This is a genomic window from Rhizobium sp. CB3171 (genome assembly GCF_029714265.1).
Taxonomy (GTDB): Bacteria; Pseudomonadota; Alphaproteobacteria; order Rhizobiales; family Rhizobiaceae; genus Rhizobium.
On the sequence record NZ_CP121652.1, the window covers coordinates 3,199,323 to 3,215,182 of the forward strand.

16 protein-coding genes are annotated in these 15,860 nt (G+C 61.6%); 11 read left to right on the forward strand and 5 right to left on the reverse strand.

All coding sequences use genetic code 11. From position 1 onward, the window contains the following. The first annotated feature begins 18 nt into the window (after nucleotides 1-18). The 5 genes from QA648_RS15625 (at nucleotide 19) to QA648_RS15645 (ending at nucleotide 2,661) form a co-directional block, all read left to right on the forward strand. Nucleotides 19-882: a DMT family transporter gene (locus QA648_RS15625; protein ID WP_283047906.1), complete on the forward strand. Its 864-nt coding sequence runs from the start codon at nucleotides 19-21 to the stop codon at nucleotides 880-882. 82 nt (nucleotides 883-964) lie between these two features. Continuing rightward, entirely contained in the window at nucleotides 965-1,429 is a 465-nt protein-coding gene (locus QA648_RS15630; protein ID WP_104824707.1) for a nuclear transport factor 2 family protein, read from the forward strand. A gap of 4 nt (nucleotides 1,430-1,433) precedes the next feature. Next, the gene (locus QA648_RS15635) at nucleotides 1,434-1,997 is read left to right on the forward strand and encodes a TetR/AcrR family transcriptional regulator (RefSeq protein ID WP_283047907.1); all 564 of its coding nucleotides are present in this window, start codon (nucleotides 1,434-1,436) and stop codon (nucleotides 1,995-1,997) included. Between the two features lie 56 nt (nucleotides 1,998-2,053). After that, nucleotides 2,054-2,308, forward strand: coding sequence for a type II toxin-antitoxin system HicA family toxin (locus QA648_RS15640; RefSeq protein WP_283047908.1), 255 nt, complete (start codon nucleotides 2,054-2,056; stop codon nucleotides 2,306-2,308). After that, nucleotides 2,305-2,661 carry a type II toxin-antitoxin system HicB family antitoxin gene (locus QA648_RS15645; RefSeq protein WP_283047909.1) on the forward strand — a complete coding sequence of 119 codons (357 nt, stop codon included), beginning with the start codon at nucleotides 2,305-2,307 and terminating at the stop codon, nucleotides 2,659-2,661. Before QA648_RS15640 ends, QA648_RS15645 begins: the two co-directional genes overlap by 4 nt. 71 nt (nucleotides 2,662-2,732) lie before the next feature. On the opposite strand, the gene QA648_RS15650 is transcribed toward QA648_RS15645, so the two are convergent. Further along, nucleotides 2,733-3,296, reverse strand: a complete 564-nt coding sequence (locus tag QA648_RS15650) for a hypothetical protein (RefSeq protein WP_283047910.1) — start codon at nucleotides 3,294-3,296, stop codon at nucleotides 2,733-2,735. A gap of 116 nt (nucleotides 3,297-3,412) precedes the next feature. Between QA648_RS15650 and QA648_RS15655 the strand changes: the two genes are divergently transcribed. Both QA648_RS15655 and QA648_RS15660 read left to right on the forward strand, forming a co-directional pair. After that, entirely contained in the window at nucleotides 3,413-4,048 is a 636-nt protein-coding gene (locus QA648_RS15655; RefSeq protein ID WP_283047912.1) for a TetR-like C-terminal domain-containing protein, read from the forward strand. A 157-nt stretch (nucleotides 4,049-4,205) separates the two neighbouring features. Then, on the forward strand, nucleotides 4,206-5,531 hold the full coding sequence (locus QA648_RS15660) for a glucoamylase family protein (RefSeq protein ID WP_283047914.1): 1,326 nt from the start codon (nucleotides 4,206-4,208) through the stop codon (nucleotides 5,529-5,531). Nucleotides 5,532-5,581: 50 nt separating this feature from the next. On the opposite strand, the gene QA648_RS15665 is transcribed toward QA648_RS15660, so the two are convergent. The 3 genes from QA648_RS15665 to QA648_RS15675 form a co-directional block, all read right to left on the reverse strand. Then, nucleotides 5,582-6,571, reverse strand: a complete 990-nt coding sequence (locus QA648_RS15665; protein WP_283051362.1) for an Ldh family oxidoreductase — start codon at nucleotides 6,569-6,571, stop codon at nucleotides 5,582-5,584. A gap of 89 nt (nucleotides 6,572-6,660) precedes the next feature. Continuing rightward, nucleotides 6,661-8,196, reverse strand: a complete 1,536-nt coding sequence (locus QA648_RS15670) for an aldehyde dehydrogenase family protein (protein ID WP_283047916.1) — start codon at nucleotides 8,194-8,196, stop codon at nucleotides 6,661-6,663. An 88-nt stretch (nucleotides 8,197-8,284) separates the two neighbouring features. Next, entirely contained in the window at nucleotides 8,285-9,568 is a 1,284-nt protein-coding gene (locus QA648_RS15675; protein ID WP_283047917.1) for an FAD-binding oxidoreductase, read from the reverse strand. 178 nt (nucleotides 9,569-9,746) lie between these two features. Between QA648_RS15675 and QA648_RS15680 the strand changes: the two genes are divergently transcribed. Then, entirely contained in the window at nucleotides 9,747-9,983 is a 237-nt protein-coding gene (locus tag QA648_RS15680; protein WP_034522129.1) for an Lrp/AsnC ligand binding domain-containing protein, read from the forward strand. Between the two features lie 288 nt (nucleotides 9,984-10,271). Continuing rightward, entirely contained in the window at nucleotides 10,272-11,474 is a 1,203-nt protein-coding gene (locus QA648_RS15685) for a glycosyltransferase family 4 protein (RefSeq protein WP_283047924.1), read from the forward strand. Here the strand turns inward: QA648_RS15685 and QA648_RS15690 are convergent. After that, entirely contained in the window at nucleotides 11,441-12,295 is an 855-nt protein-coding gene (locus QA648_RS15690) for a glycosyltransferase (protein ID WP_283047925.1), read from the reverse strand. The genes QA648_RS15685 and QA648_RS15690 overlap by 34 nt on opposite strands. A 185-nt stretch (nucleotides 12,296-12,480) precedes the next feature. Here QA648_RS15690 and QA648_RS15695 point away from each other — a divergent pair, with 185 nt between their 5' ends. After that, nucleotides 12,481-13,995 carry a polysaccharide biosynthesis C-terminal domain-containing protein gene (locus QA648_RS15695; RefSeq protein ID WP_104825256.1) on the forward strand — a complete coding sequence of 505 codons (1,515 nt, stop codon included), beginning with the start codon at nucleotides 12,481-12,483 and terminating at the stop codon, nucleotides 13,993-13,995. Between the two features lie 10 nt (nucleotides 13,996-14,005). Continuing rightward, nucleotides 14,006-15,799 (forward strand): alpha/beta hydrolase, encoded by a 1,794-nt coding sequence (locus tag QA648_RS15700; protein WP_283047927.1) that lies wholly within the window; start codon nucleotides 14,006-14,008, stop codon nucleotides 15,797-15,799. Nucleotides 15,800-15,860 lie beyond the last annotated feature (61 nt).

Here is a 15,860-nt window from a genome sequence, read left to right on the forward strand (position 1 = left end):
TAAACTTGGAGCATCGGAATGGACAAGACGACAAGCGGCTGGATCTATGGAATGACGGGCGTGCTGATCTTCAGCGGCTCATTGCCGGCAACACGGGTGGCGGTGATGGATTTCGATCCCGTCTTCCTGACGGTCGCCCGCGCGGCGATTGCCGGCATTCTCGCGCTGTGCCTGCTGCTCGCCTTTCGGGAGAAGCGGCCAGTTCGCAACGATATCATCCCTCTTGCCATCGTCGCGCTTGGATGCGTCGTCGGATTTCCGCTGCTGACGGCGCTGGCGCTGAAGCACGTCACCTCGGCGCATTCGATCGTCTTCATCGGATTGCTGCCGCTTGCCACGGCCATATTCGGCGTATTGCGCGGCGGTGAACGGCCGCGGCCGGCCTTCTGGATATTTTCCGCCGTTGGCAGCACCATCGTCTGCGGCTATGCGCTGGCCCAAGGTATCTCCGCCTCGCCGGTCGGCGATTTGCTGATGCTGGCGGCAATCCTCGTTTGCGGGCTCGGCTATGCCGAGGGCGCGGTGCTGTCGCGCCGGCTGGGCGGCTGGCAGGTCATTTCCTGGGCGCTCGTCCTGTCGCTGCCGGTCATGATCGCGCTTTGCCTCTTCACCATGCCGCAGGCGATCGGCGGCATCGGCGAGCCGGCCTGGATCGGCCTGATCTATGTCTCGCTCTTCAGCATGCTGATTGGCTTCATCTTCTGGTATCGCGGATTGGCACAGGGCGGCATTGCTGCCGTCGGGCAATTGCAGTTGCTGCAGCCCTTCTTCGGCCTGGCGCTCGCCGCTACCTTGCTGAAGGAAAGCGTCAGTTGGTCCATGCTTGCGGTGACGCTCGGCGTTGTCGCCTGTGTCATGGGCGCAAAGAAATTCGCGCGATAGCCTCCCGAGAAAATCAAATTCGCTCTTGCTCTGCTAAACCGATCGGTCTAGAATAATCTTATCGGTCCAAAAGGAGCAAGCTATGGCCACCCCACTCGTGCCGCCGTTTACCCGCGAAACCGCTAACGCCAAAGTCCGCATGGCCGAAGACGGCTGGAACAGCCGCGATCCCGAACGTGTCTCGAAGGTCTATACCGAAGACAGCCAGTGGCGGAACCGCGCCGAATTTCCGCGCGGCCGCAAGGAAATCGTCGAATTCCTCACCCGAAAATGGGCCAGAGAGTTGGACTACCGGCTGATCAAGGAACTATGGGCCTTCGACGGCAACCGCATCGCCGTGCGCTTCGCCTATGAATGGCGCGACGATAGCGGCCACTGGTTTCGCTCCTATGGCAATGAAAATTGGGAATTCGACGCCGAGGGCCTGATGCAGCGCCGCTTTGCCTCGATCAACGACATGCCGATCAAGGAAGAAGACCGGAAATTCCATTGGCCGCTCGGCCGCCGTCCGGACGACCATCCAGGGCTTTCCGATCTCGGACTCTGAGACGATGACACGCACCATCTTCGAAAAATCGGACGCCATCATCCTCGTTGCCGAAGTCTTTCGTGAACTCGGCTACGAGGGTGCATCGATGAGCAACATCACGGCGCGTACCAAACTGTCGAAGGGCAGCCTCTATCACTTCTTTCCCGGCGGAAAGGAGGAGATGGCGGCGGAGATCATGGCCAATATCGACGCCTGGTTCGTCAACGAGATGTTCAAGCCGCTCGAAGAAGACGAACCGCACGCCGCCATTGCCCGCATGTGGGAGACAACAGACACCTATTTCCGCTCCGGCCGCCGCATCTGCCTCATCGGCGCCTTCGCGCTCGACGAAACGCGCGACCGTTTCGCAGCGGCGATCCAGGCCTATTTCAACCGATGGATCGAAGCACTTGCCGGCGCTTTGACGAGAGCGGGCCTCAAGACGACGGAAGCGAATGCGCTTGCCGAAGAAGCGGTAGTCGGTATCCAGGGCGCACTGATACTTGCGAGAGCGCTGGGGGACGACGCGATTTTTGGGCGAACGCTTCGACGGTGGCGTGAGCGGGTGGAAGCTAAATTGGGGTGAGCAACACATTCCGGCCAAAGCTTGCATAATTTGCTAGCACTCGCTATATTGCTAGCATGAATAGCAAGCAGATCAGGACTCTTGCCGCAGTTTTCAGAAACCCGGTATCCGGCACGATTGATTGGGCCGATATCGAAAGTCTCCTCATCGCAACCGGCGCGAACATCATCGAAGGAAGTGGCTCGCGCGTGAAGTTCGAGAAAGACGGCGCGGTCGCGAGCTTTCATCGCCCCCATCCGGACAAGGAAGCAAAGCGATATCAAGTTCGCGACGCCAGGGAATTCCTGATCCAAATCGGAGTAACGCCGTGAACACCATGAGCTACAAGAGCTATCATGCCCGCATCGAATATGACGATGAAGATGAAATCTTTTTCGGCAAGATCGCCGGCATTTCCGACGTCATCGGCTTTCATGCCGAAAGCGTCGCGGAACTTAAGAGTGCCTTTCACGAGGCTGTCGATGATTATATCGCCACTTGTCACCGGATTGGTAAGGAGCCGCAAAAGCCCTATTCCGGCAAGATGATGTTCAGAGTTGACCCGGAAGTTCATCGTCGTGCCGCCATGGCTGCCGAGCTTTCCGGCAAGAGCCTGAATCAGTGGGCGGAGGAAGCCCTTGAAAAGGCTGCCAAGCAGGCAGGTCAGACCCGACGGGCCGGATAAGTATCCGGCTTCCCGCTAAGCCAAACAGTAGCATGTCTTAAGCTCGGTAAGGCACAACACGCGAGAGCTTATTATTCTGCCGCTTGCTCTGCTGCACGCTGCCGCGCGCGCTTCGGATACCATCCCGTAAACCTGATCGAGGCGACAAGCGCGGCGATGGTTGCGACAATCCCGACCTGGGCCGGTACGTCGGGCGCATAAAGCAGCAGCGCATCCGCGGCCGCCATCATCGTAAAGGCCAGCGCCCAGACCGAGGTGATGATGTAGTTCGTCCTGATGAAGACCGGGTGATCCCAAAACTCGCGCGACACCTGTTCGCGGGCGTATTGCAGCGTGAACGGGCGGCGGATGGCGATGGAAATCAGGACAATCGCCAGCAACCCAGCATCAACAGCCAGACGGACGGCGAAGATCGATCCCGTGGCACCGCCGAACAGGACATAAAGGGAAAGGCCGCCGAACAGGATTGTCGTGCCGATATCCAGAATTTTCGGCACTTTGCCGAGAATGAACCAGTCGCGCAGCAAAAGAACGAAGGAGACAAGCGCGGCCAGGAACAGCGCTACAGTCGGGCCAACGAAACCGTCCGCGACCGCAAAGACGATGAAAGGCAGGAACGCCAGGAGAAGACTCATCAAATTTCCGTTCGCTAAAAAACTGGAGCAAAACTCTTTCGCATCACATGTTGACAGTGACAATATCCGGCGTTTTCTGCTTGTCAATGGAAATGTTTCCATCGTAAATATTTGACATGAGTCATGAAACAGCCGATGCCGCAGCTCGCCGCCCCTATCACCATGGCGACCTGAAAGCCGCCCTGCTCGCCGAAGCGGAGATAGTTCTCGAAAAGGAGGGCATTCAGGCCCTGACACTGCGCGCCGCCGCACGCGCAGCCGGTGTTTCGCATGCCGCGCCCAAAAACCATTTCGGCGATCTCACCGGTCTGCTGAGCGAGCTGGCCACCCTTGGTTTTACCCGCTTCAGCGCGGCACTTGGCACCGCGATGGCAGAAGCCGGAGACGATCCCCGTCAACGGATAAAGGTAATGGGTCGCAGCTATGTCGGCTTCGCGACCGTCCACCCCGGCCTTTTTGCCCTGATGTTCCGCAGCGAAGTACTCGATCCGGACCGACCGGCGCTACGCGATTCCATCCTTGCCGCGCGACAGGCTCTTATCGCCGCCGTCCAGGCCCGCGCACCCGACATATCGATATCGCCCCTGCAGATGGCGGCGCAGGCGACGGCCCTCTGGTCACTGGTGCATGGCTTCGCTATGCTGCGGCTCGAGGGACGCCTGGACGGCATGATCAGATCGCTTCCTGGCGACGAGACGGCGGATAGTTTGCTGGACGCGATGCTTTCGGCCATCCGCGTCGTAGATGATTAAGCTTCTGGAGGCAGCCGCTGCTAGTATATCTGACGGGTGCTCCGATTTTAAACAATCGTCCACAAAAGCGTGGCAGCATTAATCATCTTTGATTTGCAACTGTCCGAGCTCCTATGCTCAGCAGAAACCGGGGGGCGCCGAGGAGATGGATCAGACAATGCTGCAACAGACCAACGAAACCGACGATGCGTTGATCGACCGTCTGCAACGTTCAGCCTTCGACTATTTCATGCTGTACACCAATCCGGAAAATGGGCTGGTGGCGGATACTTCGATCAAGACGAGCCACTGCAGCATCGCCGCCGTCGGCTTTGCGCTGTCAAGCTATCCCGTCGCCGTCGAACGCGGCTGGATCAGCCGCGCGGATGCGGCCCAGCGCGTGTTGACCGCGCTGAATTTTTTCGCCGAAAGCCAGCAGGGCGAAGAGCGAGGCGCCACCGGTCATCGCGGCTTCTACTATCACTTCCTCTATATGGCGACCGGCAACCGGGCCTGGAACAGCGAACTCTCCACCATCGATACCGGCCTTTTCCTGCTCGGCGTATTGACGGCGGCAGCCTATTTCAACGGCCCCGATCAGAACGAAGAGGACATTCGCACACAGGCGCAGTTTCTCTATGAGCGCTGCGATTGGCATTGGGCGCTGAACAAGGGCAAGACGATCAGCATGGGCTGGAAGCCGAGCAGCGGTTTCCTGCGCTGGCGCTACCAGGGCTATGACGAGGCGATCTTTCTTTACGTGCTGGCACTCGCTTCGCCCAGCCATCCCATACCGTCATCGAGCTACGACGCCTTCGCCTCGACCTATACCTGGATGATGTTCAGGGACACGCCCTATCTCTATGCCGGGCCGCTGTTCATCCATCTCTTCTCTCACGCCTGGATCGATTTTCGCGGCATCGCCGACCGGCATGTGGCCGACAAGGACACGGACTATTTCCGCAACACCCAGACGGCCATCGCCGTTCAGCGCGATTACACCGACCGCAACCCGGGCCACTTCGTCGGCTATGCCAAGAACATTTGGGGGCTCTCGGCCTGTGACGGCCCGAATCCGACCGGCACTAAGCACAGCCGGCGTTACAGCCCTAAGGTTCTCGGCTATGCCGCCCGCGGCGCGCCGCTCGGTCCCGACGACGGTACGATCGCGCCCTGGGGCCCGTTATCCTGCCTGCCGTTCGACCGCCAAGCCGCCCTCGACGGCACCAAGGCCCTGCTTTCCACCTATCCGAACCTGTTGCTGGACGGCCGCTTTCCCGGTGGCTTCAACCCCAGCGTCAGAGGCCCAGGCCCAGAAGGCTGGGTGGACGACCGCTCGGTCGCCATCGACCAGGGCCTGCTCGTGATGATGATCGAAAATGAGCGCAGCGGGCTGATCTGGAACCTGATGCGGCAATCGCCGATCCTGCGCCGTGGCCTCGAACGCGCCGGCTTTATCGGCGGCTGGCTGAACGAAGGGCAGACGGCGCCGGCGATCGTCTGATCTGTGGATCGCGGGTGGCCGTCAGGCACCCGACCATCACCGTCGGCGGCTCAAAGCCTCTCTATCGCGGCAATCACTTCGTCCTCGACACTGATGCCTTCACTCAGCGCAAGGCGTCGTGAGTTCTGCCCGCGCCGGCCGGGCAGGCGGACATTGGGATCGCTGGTGATCTCACTTGCCAGCAGGGCCAGCCGCTTTGCCGTATCGCCCGCACTCATCGCCGCCGGATTGATGGCCATGATCGTATGCCCAAGCGCGGGTGGCGAACCCTGATCGTCGAACAGCGACGAAGATTCGAAAGAATAGTTGGCGCCGGTCAGGCCGGCGGAGAGGATCTCTACCATCATCGCCAGTGCCGCCCCCTTCGATTCGCCGGCGGGGATCATCGTGCCGGCCAACGCCTCCTCGGCATCGGTCGTCGGCTTGCCGTCGCGGTCATACGCCCAATCGGCCGGGATCGGCGCGCCCTTCTGCCGGGCGGCCATGACCTTGCCGCGCGCCACTTTTGATAGCGCGAGATCGATGACGATGGGATCGTCATCCGGTAGCGGCGCGGCGAAGGCGATCGGATTTGTGCCAAAGACGGGCCTTTTGCCACCCCAAGGCGCCATGGATGCCGGCGCATTGGCGACCATCAGCGCCACCAGCCCCTGATCGGCAAAACGCTCGACCGTCAGGCCCATGACGCCGGCATGATGCGAGCGGCTAATGGCCGCCAGCGCGATCCCCTGTTCGCGAGCAACAATGGAAAGCTCGGCAACGGCGAGATCGAGCGCCGGATAGGCATAGCCGTTGCCGGCATCGATGCGCAGCACGGCAGGATAGGGCCGAAGGAGCTGTGGCCTGACGAAGCCGTCGGTCTTGCCGATCTTCGCCTGCCCGGCATAGGCGGGCACGCGGCGCAGACCATGGCCGCCCTGCCCGGCCGCCTCCGCCGCGACGAGGGCGACCGCCACCGAACGGGCGTTTTCCGCACTGACCCGATTTCGCTGCAGCGCCTCCACAACCAGCGTTTCGGCCTCGGCGAGCGACAGATGCATGGTGAGCGACCTTGGAATGATGAAGGAGGGCGAAGACGTTTCTACGCCCATGCCCTCCTCATCGCAACGCAGCGATTGCGATGCTTGCCTTACTCGACGTCGAACTTGACGCCCTGCGCCAGCGGCAATGTCCTGCCGTAGTTGATGGTGTTGGTCGCCCGGCGCATATAGGCCTTCCAGGCATCCGAGCCGGACTCACGGCCGCCGCCGGTCTCCTTCTCGCCGCCGAAAGCACCGCCGATTTCCGCGCCGGAAGGGCCGAGATTGACATTGGCGATGCCGCAATCCGAACCGCGTGCCGAGACGAAGGCTTCCGCCTCGCGCATGTCATTGGTGAAGATAGACGACGACAGGCCCTGCGGCACGGCATTGTGCAGCGCCACTACCTCGTCGAAATCACTGTACTTCATCACATAGAGAATCGGCGCGAAGGTTTCGTGCTCGACTGGTCCGGTCTGGGCCGGCATCTCGACCAGGGCCGGACGGACGTAGAAGGCATCGGCCGCGCCGTTTTCGACGCGTTCGCCACCCGTCACCTTGCCGCCGGCCGACTGCGCCTGGCCGAGGGCTGCCTGCATCTTCTCGAAGGCCTGCTTGTCGATCAGCGGGCCGACGAGCGTGCCTGTTTCCAACGGATTGCCGATGGTGACCGAGCCGTAGGCTTTCTGCAAGCGCGGCACGAGCTGATCGTAGACGCTTTCATGCACGAAGAGGCGGCGCAGCGTCGTGCAGCGCTGGCCGGCCGTTCCCATGGCGGAAAAGGCAACACCGCGCAGCGTCAGGTCGAGATCGGCCGTTGGGCAGACGATCGCGGCATTGTTGCCGCCAAGTTCGAGGATGGCGCGGGCGAAGCGGTTGGCGAGACGCGGTCCGACGGCGCGGCCCATGGCTGTAGAGCCGGTCGCCGAAACCAGCGGAATCTTCGGATGATCGACCAGCACCTCACCGACATCACGGCCGCCGATGATCAGCGTCGAGAGATTGGCCGGCGCCTCGCCGCCCTCGGCGACATAGCGCTTCAGCGCCTTTTCGAACAGGGCCTGTACGGCAAGCGCCGTCAGCGGCGTCTTTTCCGATGGCTTCCAGACGGTGGAATTGCCGCAGACGATGGCGAGCGCCGCGTTCCACGACCAGACCGCAACGGGGAAGTTGAAGGCCGAAATGATGCCGATCGGCCCCAGCGGATGCCGGCTCTCCATCATTCGATGTTCCGAGCGCTCGGTGGCTATGGTCAGGCCATAGAGCTGGCGCGAAAGACCGACGGCGAAATCGCAGATGTCGATCATCTCCTGCACTTCGCCGAGGCCCTCAGAGGTGATCTTGCCAACTTCGATGGAAACGAGACGGCCGAGCGCTGCCTTGCCGATGCGCAGCTCTTCACCGAGCAGGCGGATCAGCTCGCCGCGCTTGGGCGCCGGTACAGCGCGCCAGGAAAGAAACGCCTCATGCGCCTTGTCGATCGCAGCCTTCGCTTCGGCAGCCGAATGCTCCCTCAGGCGGCCGATTTCAGCGCCGGTTACCGGTGAGGTTACGGCAAGTGTTCCGCCCGTGTAGCGATCGGCGGTAACGCCGAGTTCGGTCAGGATTGCCCTGGTCTCGGCGGCGAGATCGAGTGTGGCGGTCATGTCATCTTCCTCTTCTTGTTATGATGGTCCGGTTCCCGTCCCTGGAGCATCCCGCTTTTAGGTGAAATCACCAAGCCGATAGGATGCTCTAGTCCCTCGCGCCTACAAAATGCGCAGCCTGGGCGCCGGCTTCGTACCACATTTCCTTCAGCGCACGGAAGCCGGGCTCGCGCGGATCGGTCGCCGGCAGCGGCAAGTCGGCTTCGGAAACTCGGCCGAGAATATGGTCGGCCAATATCTTCCCGAACACCGTGCCCGGCGCGATGCCGCGCCCATTATAGCCGGAAAAGCCGACGACATTCGGCGCGAACCTGTGGAAGCGCGGCAAGGCATTGTCGGTCATGCCGATCTTGCCGTACCACTCACTTTCAAAGGCGATATCTCCGAGCTGCGGAAACAGCTTTTTCAGCGAACGACGCGCCCAATTCTTGTGGACGGCAAGCCCGGTATTGCGCAATGCGCCGACGCTACCGAAGACAAGGCGACCGGCCTGGTCCATGCGGAAGGACGACAGGATTTCTTTCGTATCCCACGCGCCCTCACGACCGGGTAGCACCGATCCGCGCAGATTGTCGCCAAGTGGTACGGTGGCGAAATTGAAATAGGGCAGATGCACCTGTTCCTGGCGCACCTCTGCCCAGGGACCGGTGCTGTAAGCATCCGTCGCGACGACGATCCAATCCGCACTGACACTGCCGCCGGCGGTTTTGACGATCCACCGCCCGCCATTCCTCTCGGTCGCCGTCACGCGGCTGCTTGTGTGGATGACAACGCCGGCCTTGGCCGCCACATGCGCCAGGCCGCGGACATAGGCGAGCGGCTGCAGCGTACCGGCGCGCATGTCGAGCAACGCTCCCGCGTAGGCAGAACTCCCCACCCGCCGCGCCGTCTCGTCCGTATCGAGCACGGTGACCGGGGCACCGCGCTTGCCCCATTGACGGGCACGCTCTTCGATCTCCTTCAGTCCCTCGGACCCGACGGCGCAATGCAGCGTGCCGTTGCGTTCCAGCTCGCAGGCGATGCCGTGTTTCTCGATCAGCGCCATTACCAGCTTCGGCGCATCGCCAAGAAGCTCCAGCAGCCGTTCACCATGGACGGGACCCAGCACGCCAGGCAGGTCGTCGGGCATGACCCACATGCCGGCATTGATCAGACCGACATTGCGCCCCGCGCCGCCAAAGCCGATTTCATTGGCTTCCAGCAGCAGCACCTTGGTTCCGGCTTCCGCCAGATGCAGCGCCGAGGACAGCCCCGTATAGCCACCGCCGACCACCACCACGTCGGCCGAAACATCGCCGGCAAGCGGCCCGGTCGCAGGCGGCGGCGGAGCAGTCTTCTCCCAGAGTCCGTGAGAGCGAGGGTCATTCAGCATAGGATCGATCCGGTTGGCTAAAAGAATCCCGTCAATCTAGCGCCACCTCCCGACTTGCGGAAGCGGCAAGCGCGACATCCGGTGGATAGAGAAAAACTTGCATGGCCACGCCGCTTTCGACCATTATAGAGCAAAGCGCCGGCCGCCATCGCGGCCGCGACAGAGTCAGGACAATCTCATGAAGCCCATTTTCGTTCAGCTCCAATGCGCACCCGGCAAGACCTACGAGGTCGCCGACGCGATCTACCAGACGGAGCTGGTCTCGGAGCTCTATTCCACTAGCGGCGACTACGACCTGCTGCTGAAGGTCTACATCAAGGACGAGCAGGATATCGGCAAGTTCATCAACGACAACATCGCCAATATCCCGGGCATCGTCCGCTCGCTGACCACACTGACATTTCGGGCGTTTTGAGAGGTCCGGCTGAGGAGGGGTTATGCCGCTCTTTCCGAGATGGCCCCTCACCCCAACTCTGTCCCCGCATTGCGGGGAGAGGGCGAGGGCGAGGGGCCATGCACAAGCCCAACCTTCCCTGACGGAATGTTCCGATATTAACCTTCTTGCTTGAAACGGCGCGATCCCTCGTCCGCAATTAAGCTCTTTTTAACCAGCAAGATGATGTGCTTTGCGCTGATCAAGAGACGGCGCTTTCGCGCGCCTGATCGCCGCGGCTTTGTGCGGCCAAAGATCGAGGGCGGGTCAATGACATCGGCTATTTCGGATATTCAGGCACAGAATGCCTCGGGACCGCTGATCGTGCATGTCGTGCGCCAGTTCCTGCCCAACAAGGGCGGGCTGGAAGATGTGGTCGCCAACCTCTGCCGGCAGTTGATCCGCCGCGGCTATCGTGTCCGGGTCGTCACCTGCAATAGCCTGTTCTCCGATCCTACCCATAAACTTGCACCGGCCGAAACCATCGATAATATCGAGATCGTCCGCATCCCCTGGTCCGGCTCCAGCCGCTATCCCTTGGCGCCGCAGGTTTTCAAGCATATCGCCGATGCCGACCTGATCCATGTCCATGCCGTCGATTTCTTCTTCGACGCGCTTGCCTGGGGCAAGCTGTTCCATGGCCGCCCGATGGTTGCCACCACCCATGGCGGCTTCTTCCATACGCCGAAATATGCCGCCATCAAGAAGCTCTGGTTCAACACCGCCACCCGGCTTTCGGCCCTTGCCTATGCCGAGCTCGTCTGTTGCAGCCTGTCGGACGAGCGGCTGTTTTCCGGCATCGCCGCCAGCCGCACCCGCCTGATCGAGAACGGCGCCGACGTCGGCAAATTCGCCAATTGCGCCGCGCTCGAAGCCCGCCGCCGCATCGTCACCATCGGCCGCTTCTCCGTCAACAAACGGCTTGACCGCATGCTTGACGTCATGAAGGTGCTCGCCGCCCGCGATCCGGATTGGCATCTCGACATTATCGGTGCCGTCTCCGATCTCGATCAGCCGGCGCTGGAGAAGGAAATCGCCGTCCGCGAGCTTGGCCGCCATGTCTCGCTGCATGTGTCGATTGACAATGGCGCCATCCGCAACGTTATCGCCCGCGCCTCGCTTTTTGCTTCCGCCTCCGACTATGAGGGCTTCGGCCTGGTGGCGATCGAGGCGATGAGTGCCGGCCTGCTGCCGGTGCTGCACACAAACGATGCCTACAAGGCGCTCGCTGAAACCCATCCGACGCTAATGCTTTCCGATTTTTCCAATCCGGAAACCACCGCCGATGCCCTAGCCGCCGCTTTCGCGCGTCTCGGTGCCGAAGGCCTGGGCCTCAGGGAAGAACTCATTCATGACGCCCGCGCCTATGCCTGGGACGAGGTCGCGCAGCGCTATATGGATGTCTATGCCGAAGCCATGACGCCAAGAGGCGAACGGCATCAACCGCTGCGCCATCGCGGCCAGGTCGCATAACCTTCCAATATGCCCATCAGCCAGGCACGCTTGTAACGCGCCGTATCGACCCTGCATCGCACCAGCGCTGCCAGCCAGCCGGCGACAGGCCTGCACAGGCGGTAGCAGACATAGGCGAGCGGAAAGCGCTGCTTGCGCATCAGCGCGCCGAAGCCGCGGCCATATTTGCGCGCCCGTTCGATCTGCCGCGGGCCATATTCGCTGGTGACCTGATCATGGTGGACGATCAATTCCGGAAAGAACATCAGCCGCTTGCCTGCAGCAAGAGCACGCAGCAGGAAATCTGCCTCCTCGCCGCTTTGGAATGGCGAGTCCGAGCCGACCCCGAGATTCTCGTCGAAGCCGCCGATGGCAGGCAGCGCCGCACGGCGCACGAAAATGCTGTTGGAGTTGCCGCATTTCAGATAGTTCCAGCGCGTCACCGAAAGCGACGTTTCGCCTGTCGGGCTGACGGAGGCCAAGCCGTCGGCATCGAGTGTACGACCGGTGACGATGGCAAGCTCCGGGTGCGCGGCAAACAGCCGCTCCGCCGTCTCCAGCGTATCGGGCTCATACCAGCAATCATCATCGGGAAAGCAGACATAGTCGCCATTCGCGGCGGCCATTCCGTTGTTGCGTGCCCGCGAAAGGCCCTTGGCCGAACGGACATGGCGGATCATGAAGAAGGGCGAGAAGCTTCCGATCAGCTCCGACAGCCGATCGTCCGGATTCTGGTCGACAAGGATCACCTCAAAATCCCTGTGACGCTGATTCATCAGCGACTGAAACAGCCGTTCCAATTGGTCGAAGCGGTCGATCGTACAGACGATGAGGCTGAACAAAGAGGACTCCCGAACAAGCGGCAAGACAGCCAATATCGGAAATATGCATATTAGCTGAAGTAAAAATGAAAGTTACATTAGGAATAGACGGTAAATATTAAGGCATATGAAATACAGCAGGCGCTATCTCCATGAAGAGCCGGCATTTGCGGCCAATTTCTGCGACCTGGGGAACGGTAATCTTCATGACGAAGAGCATCATGGCGAATTCGGCGTTGAACGCGGCGGCGGGGCTGACCCTGCTGGCGACCGGTTTTGCCTGTTCGATCATCGCTGCCCGCCTGCTTGGCCCCGAAGCTAACGGCATCATCGCCTTTTCGCTCTGGTTGACGACTACGGGCGCGCTCGTCGCCGAACTCGGCACCGGCATCACGCTACTGCGCATACTGCCGCAACTCAAAGTGCAGGGCTATTCGACGGAGGAGCGGCGCGGCTTTGCGGCCTACCTCCTGCACCCGACGATCCTGTCGACGCTGATCCTGCTCGCCGGCTACACGGCCTTTTATTGGGAAGCGGAGCGGCTGCATTGGGCAAACGATGAATGGTCCGTCATCGTCATCACCGGCGCGTTTTTCGTCCTTCAGTCGCTGGGCGCCTACAGCAAGAACTATCTGGTCGGCGAACAACAGCTCGGCGCTTTCTTCCGCATCACCTTGACGAGCTCGGTGCTGCAGCTCGCCACCGTGCTTCTCGGCGCCATCTTCTTTGGCGTCAGCGGCGCTCTTGCCGGCTATGCCATCGGTCAGCTCCCGATGTTCGTTTCCAGCCTGAGGATCGCAGTCGCGCGCCGGAACAGTTGCGGCGTCAGCCTTGGCTATCTCGTCAGTTCCTCGCTCATTCTCTCAGTCGAATTCATCAACAGCTCGATCTTCCTGAACCGCATCGAGCTGGTCTTCCTGCAGCATTACTGGGGCATCGAAGCGGTCGGCTTCTACGCCGTCGGCTTGTCGCTTGCCAATCTGGCACTCCAGCTTCCGGTGCAGTTGAGCGGCAGCCTGCTGCCCTATTATTCCGAACAGATGCATTCGCAGGCGTCGGGCAAGTTGCCGGTTCATGTCTTCGAGGGCGTCGCACGCGCCATTTCCTATATTACCCTGCCCATGAGCTTCGGCCTTGCGGCGATCGCCCCTGAGCTGGTGGTAACGATCTTCGGCAAGCCCTTCGGCCCGAGCGGCGGCATGGTGGCGCTGCTGTCGCTGACGGCTGCTCCCTACGTCTTCATGCAGATCTGCACGCAATATCTCTACTCCATCGACCGCATGCGCGAGCGTACCATCATCGGCGGCGTCGCGAGCGTCATCATGGTCGTCGGCTGCCTGATCGCTGTGCCCTCGTATGGCGGCGAAGGTGCCGCCCTGGTGCGGCTGCTCGCCTTCTCCGCCATGTGCGTGCTGATGGTGCGCCGCATGGAATTCGAGGGCTCGATGCACAGTATGTTCGTCAGCCTTGCCAAGGTGACCGGCGCATCCGCGCTCTGCGCCGCCGCGGCCTATGGTTTCATCCATGTGCTGCCCGGCATTCCCGGCCTCGTCAGCGCCGTCATTGCCGGCATCCTGGTCTATGGCCTGGCGCTCCGGCTGCTGAATGCCGTGCCGCCGGAGGATATCGCCGTCCTTCAGCAAATTGCCGCGCGTCTGCCCCGGCGCGCTCATCCGATTGCCGTTCACGCGCTGGCATGGCTGGCGCCGCGCCGAATTTGAGGAGAATGCCATGGCTGCGTTGGGAGCCGCCGAATACCAGGGCCCGCTTAAGGATGTCACCCCCGCCGCCACGCCGGTGACTTTCGCCGGAACTGTCGGCCTGTTCATGCCCGCCGCGGCACCGACGAGCCAGACGGCCGTATTGTTCCTCAGCCCCTGGGGTTTCGAGGAAATGTGCACCCGCAAATTCTGGCGCATTCTCGCCGAAGATTTTGCCAAGGAAGGTATTGCCAGCCTCCGCTTCGACTATGCCGGCACCGGCGATGCGCTCGACGTTGACGATCCGGGTGAAGGACTGGCGCTCTGGGAAGGCACGGCCCTCGCCGCCGCCGGCATGCTGCGATCGCTCTCCGGCTGCGAGCGGCTTATCCTGGTGAGCCAAGGGCTCGGAAGCGTCGTCGCCCTTGATATTGCAGAGCAGCTCTCCGGCGTCGACGGCATCGCCTTTCTGGCTCCGACCATTTCCGGCCGCGCCTATCTGCGCGAATTGACCGTTTGGTCGAAGATGATCGACGAGGGCATGGGGCTCACCGAAGCGCAACGCCGGGCCGAGGGCGTGACCATCGCCAGCCTGCAGATGCCGGACTCTATCGCCGCCGCGGTCAAGAAGCTCAATCTGATGACGCTTGCCCATATCAGCGCGCCGGATTGCCTTGTCCTGACGCGGCCCGGCCGCCCTGGAGACGCCGATTTCGCTGCCCATCTCGAAACCCTCGGCCCACGCGTCGAACGCTCGGCCTATGAGGGCTATGACGAGCTGGTATCGAACCCGACCGTAGCCACCATGCCGCTCGAAGCCGGCCGGAAAGTTCTGGACTGGGCACGGTCGATCGCGACGGAAGAATCCGCGACGGCATCTCGCAGAATTCTCCGCGCGCCGCGCGCCGAACCGCTGATCGGCGACGGTTTTCGCGAAACGCCGCTGCGCTTTGGCGAGGGCAACCGCCTCTCCGGCATTCTCTGCGAACCCACAGGCACCCGTGCGGGCGCGACGGCATTGCTTTTGACCACGGCCTATGACCGCCATGCTGGCTGGGGCCGAATGTCGGTGACCATGGCGCGAACGCTTGCACGCGACGGCATCCCCTCGCTGCGTTTCGATACCGCCAACGTCGCCGACAGTCCGCCGCTTCCCGATGCGCAGGAACAGGTGCTCTATTCCCCCGCGCAGCTTCAGGACGTTAGCGCCGCTCTCGACCTTCTGGAGGCGGAGAAACTGTTGCCCGCCTTTGCCGTTGGCCGCTGCAGCGGTGGCTATCTCGCTTATCAGAGCGCTATCCAAGATGGCAGGTGCGGCGGTCTGATCACCGTCAACCCCTATGCTTTCTTCTGGGATGAAACCCAGCCCGTGGAGGAAGCCCTGCGCTTCGTGCCGCGTTCGCTCGAGACCTACGGCCAGAAATTCCTGCAGTTTGAGACGCTGAAGCGGCTCTATGGCGGCCAGATCGACGCCAAAAGTGCGGCGCGCAACATCGTCGTGGCGCTGGCGCGGCGCGCCGTCCGTCTCGGCCGCCCCCTCCTCGGCGTTCTCCCGTTCTTCGCCGGCGAGCACGAAACCGTCATCAACGGCTTCCGCTCGCTCGTCAAACGCCAAGTCGATATTTCCCTGATCTACAGCGCCCACGACATTGGTCTCGATCATTTCCGCGAACATTTCGGCGAAGATGCCGCCGGCCTCAAGAATTTCCCCGACATCCGCCTCACCATCATTCCCGATACCGACCACAATCTGACGCCGCCCTATGCGCGCAAAGTATATTTGCGAGAGGTGAAGGAGATGGGATTGAGGCTGTGGCGGCGCTGAAATAGGGCCACGGCAATTCCGGAAACACTCGCACTATCGGGTACTTGCTGTATAGTTGCTC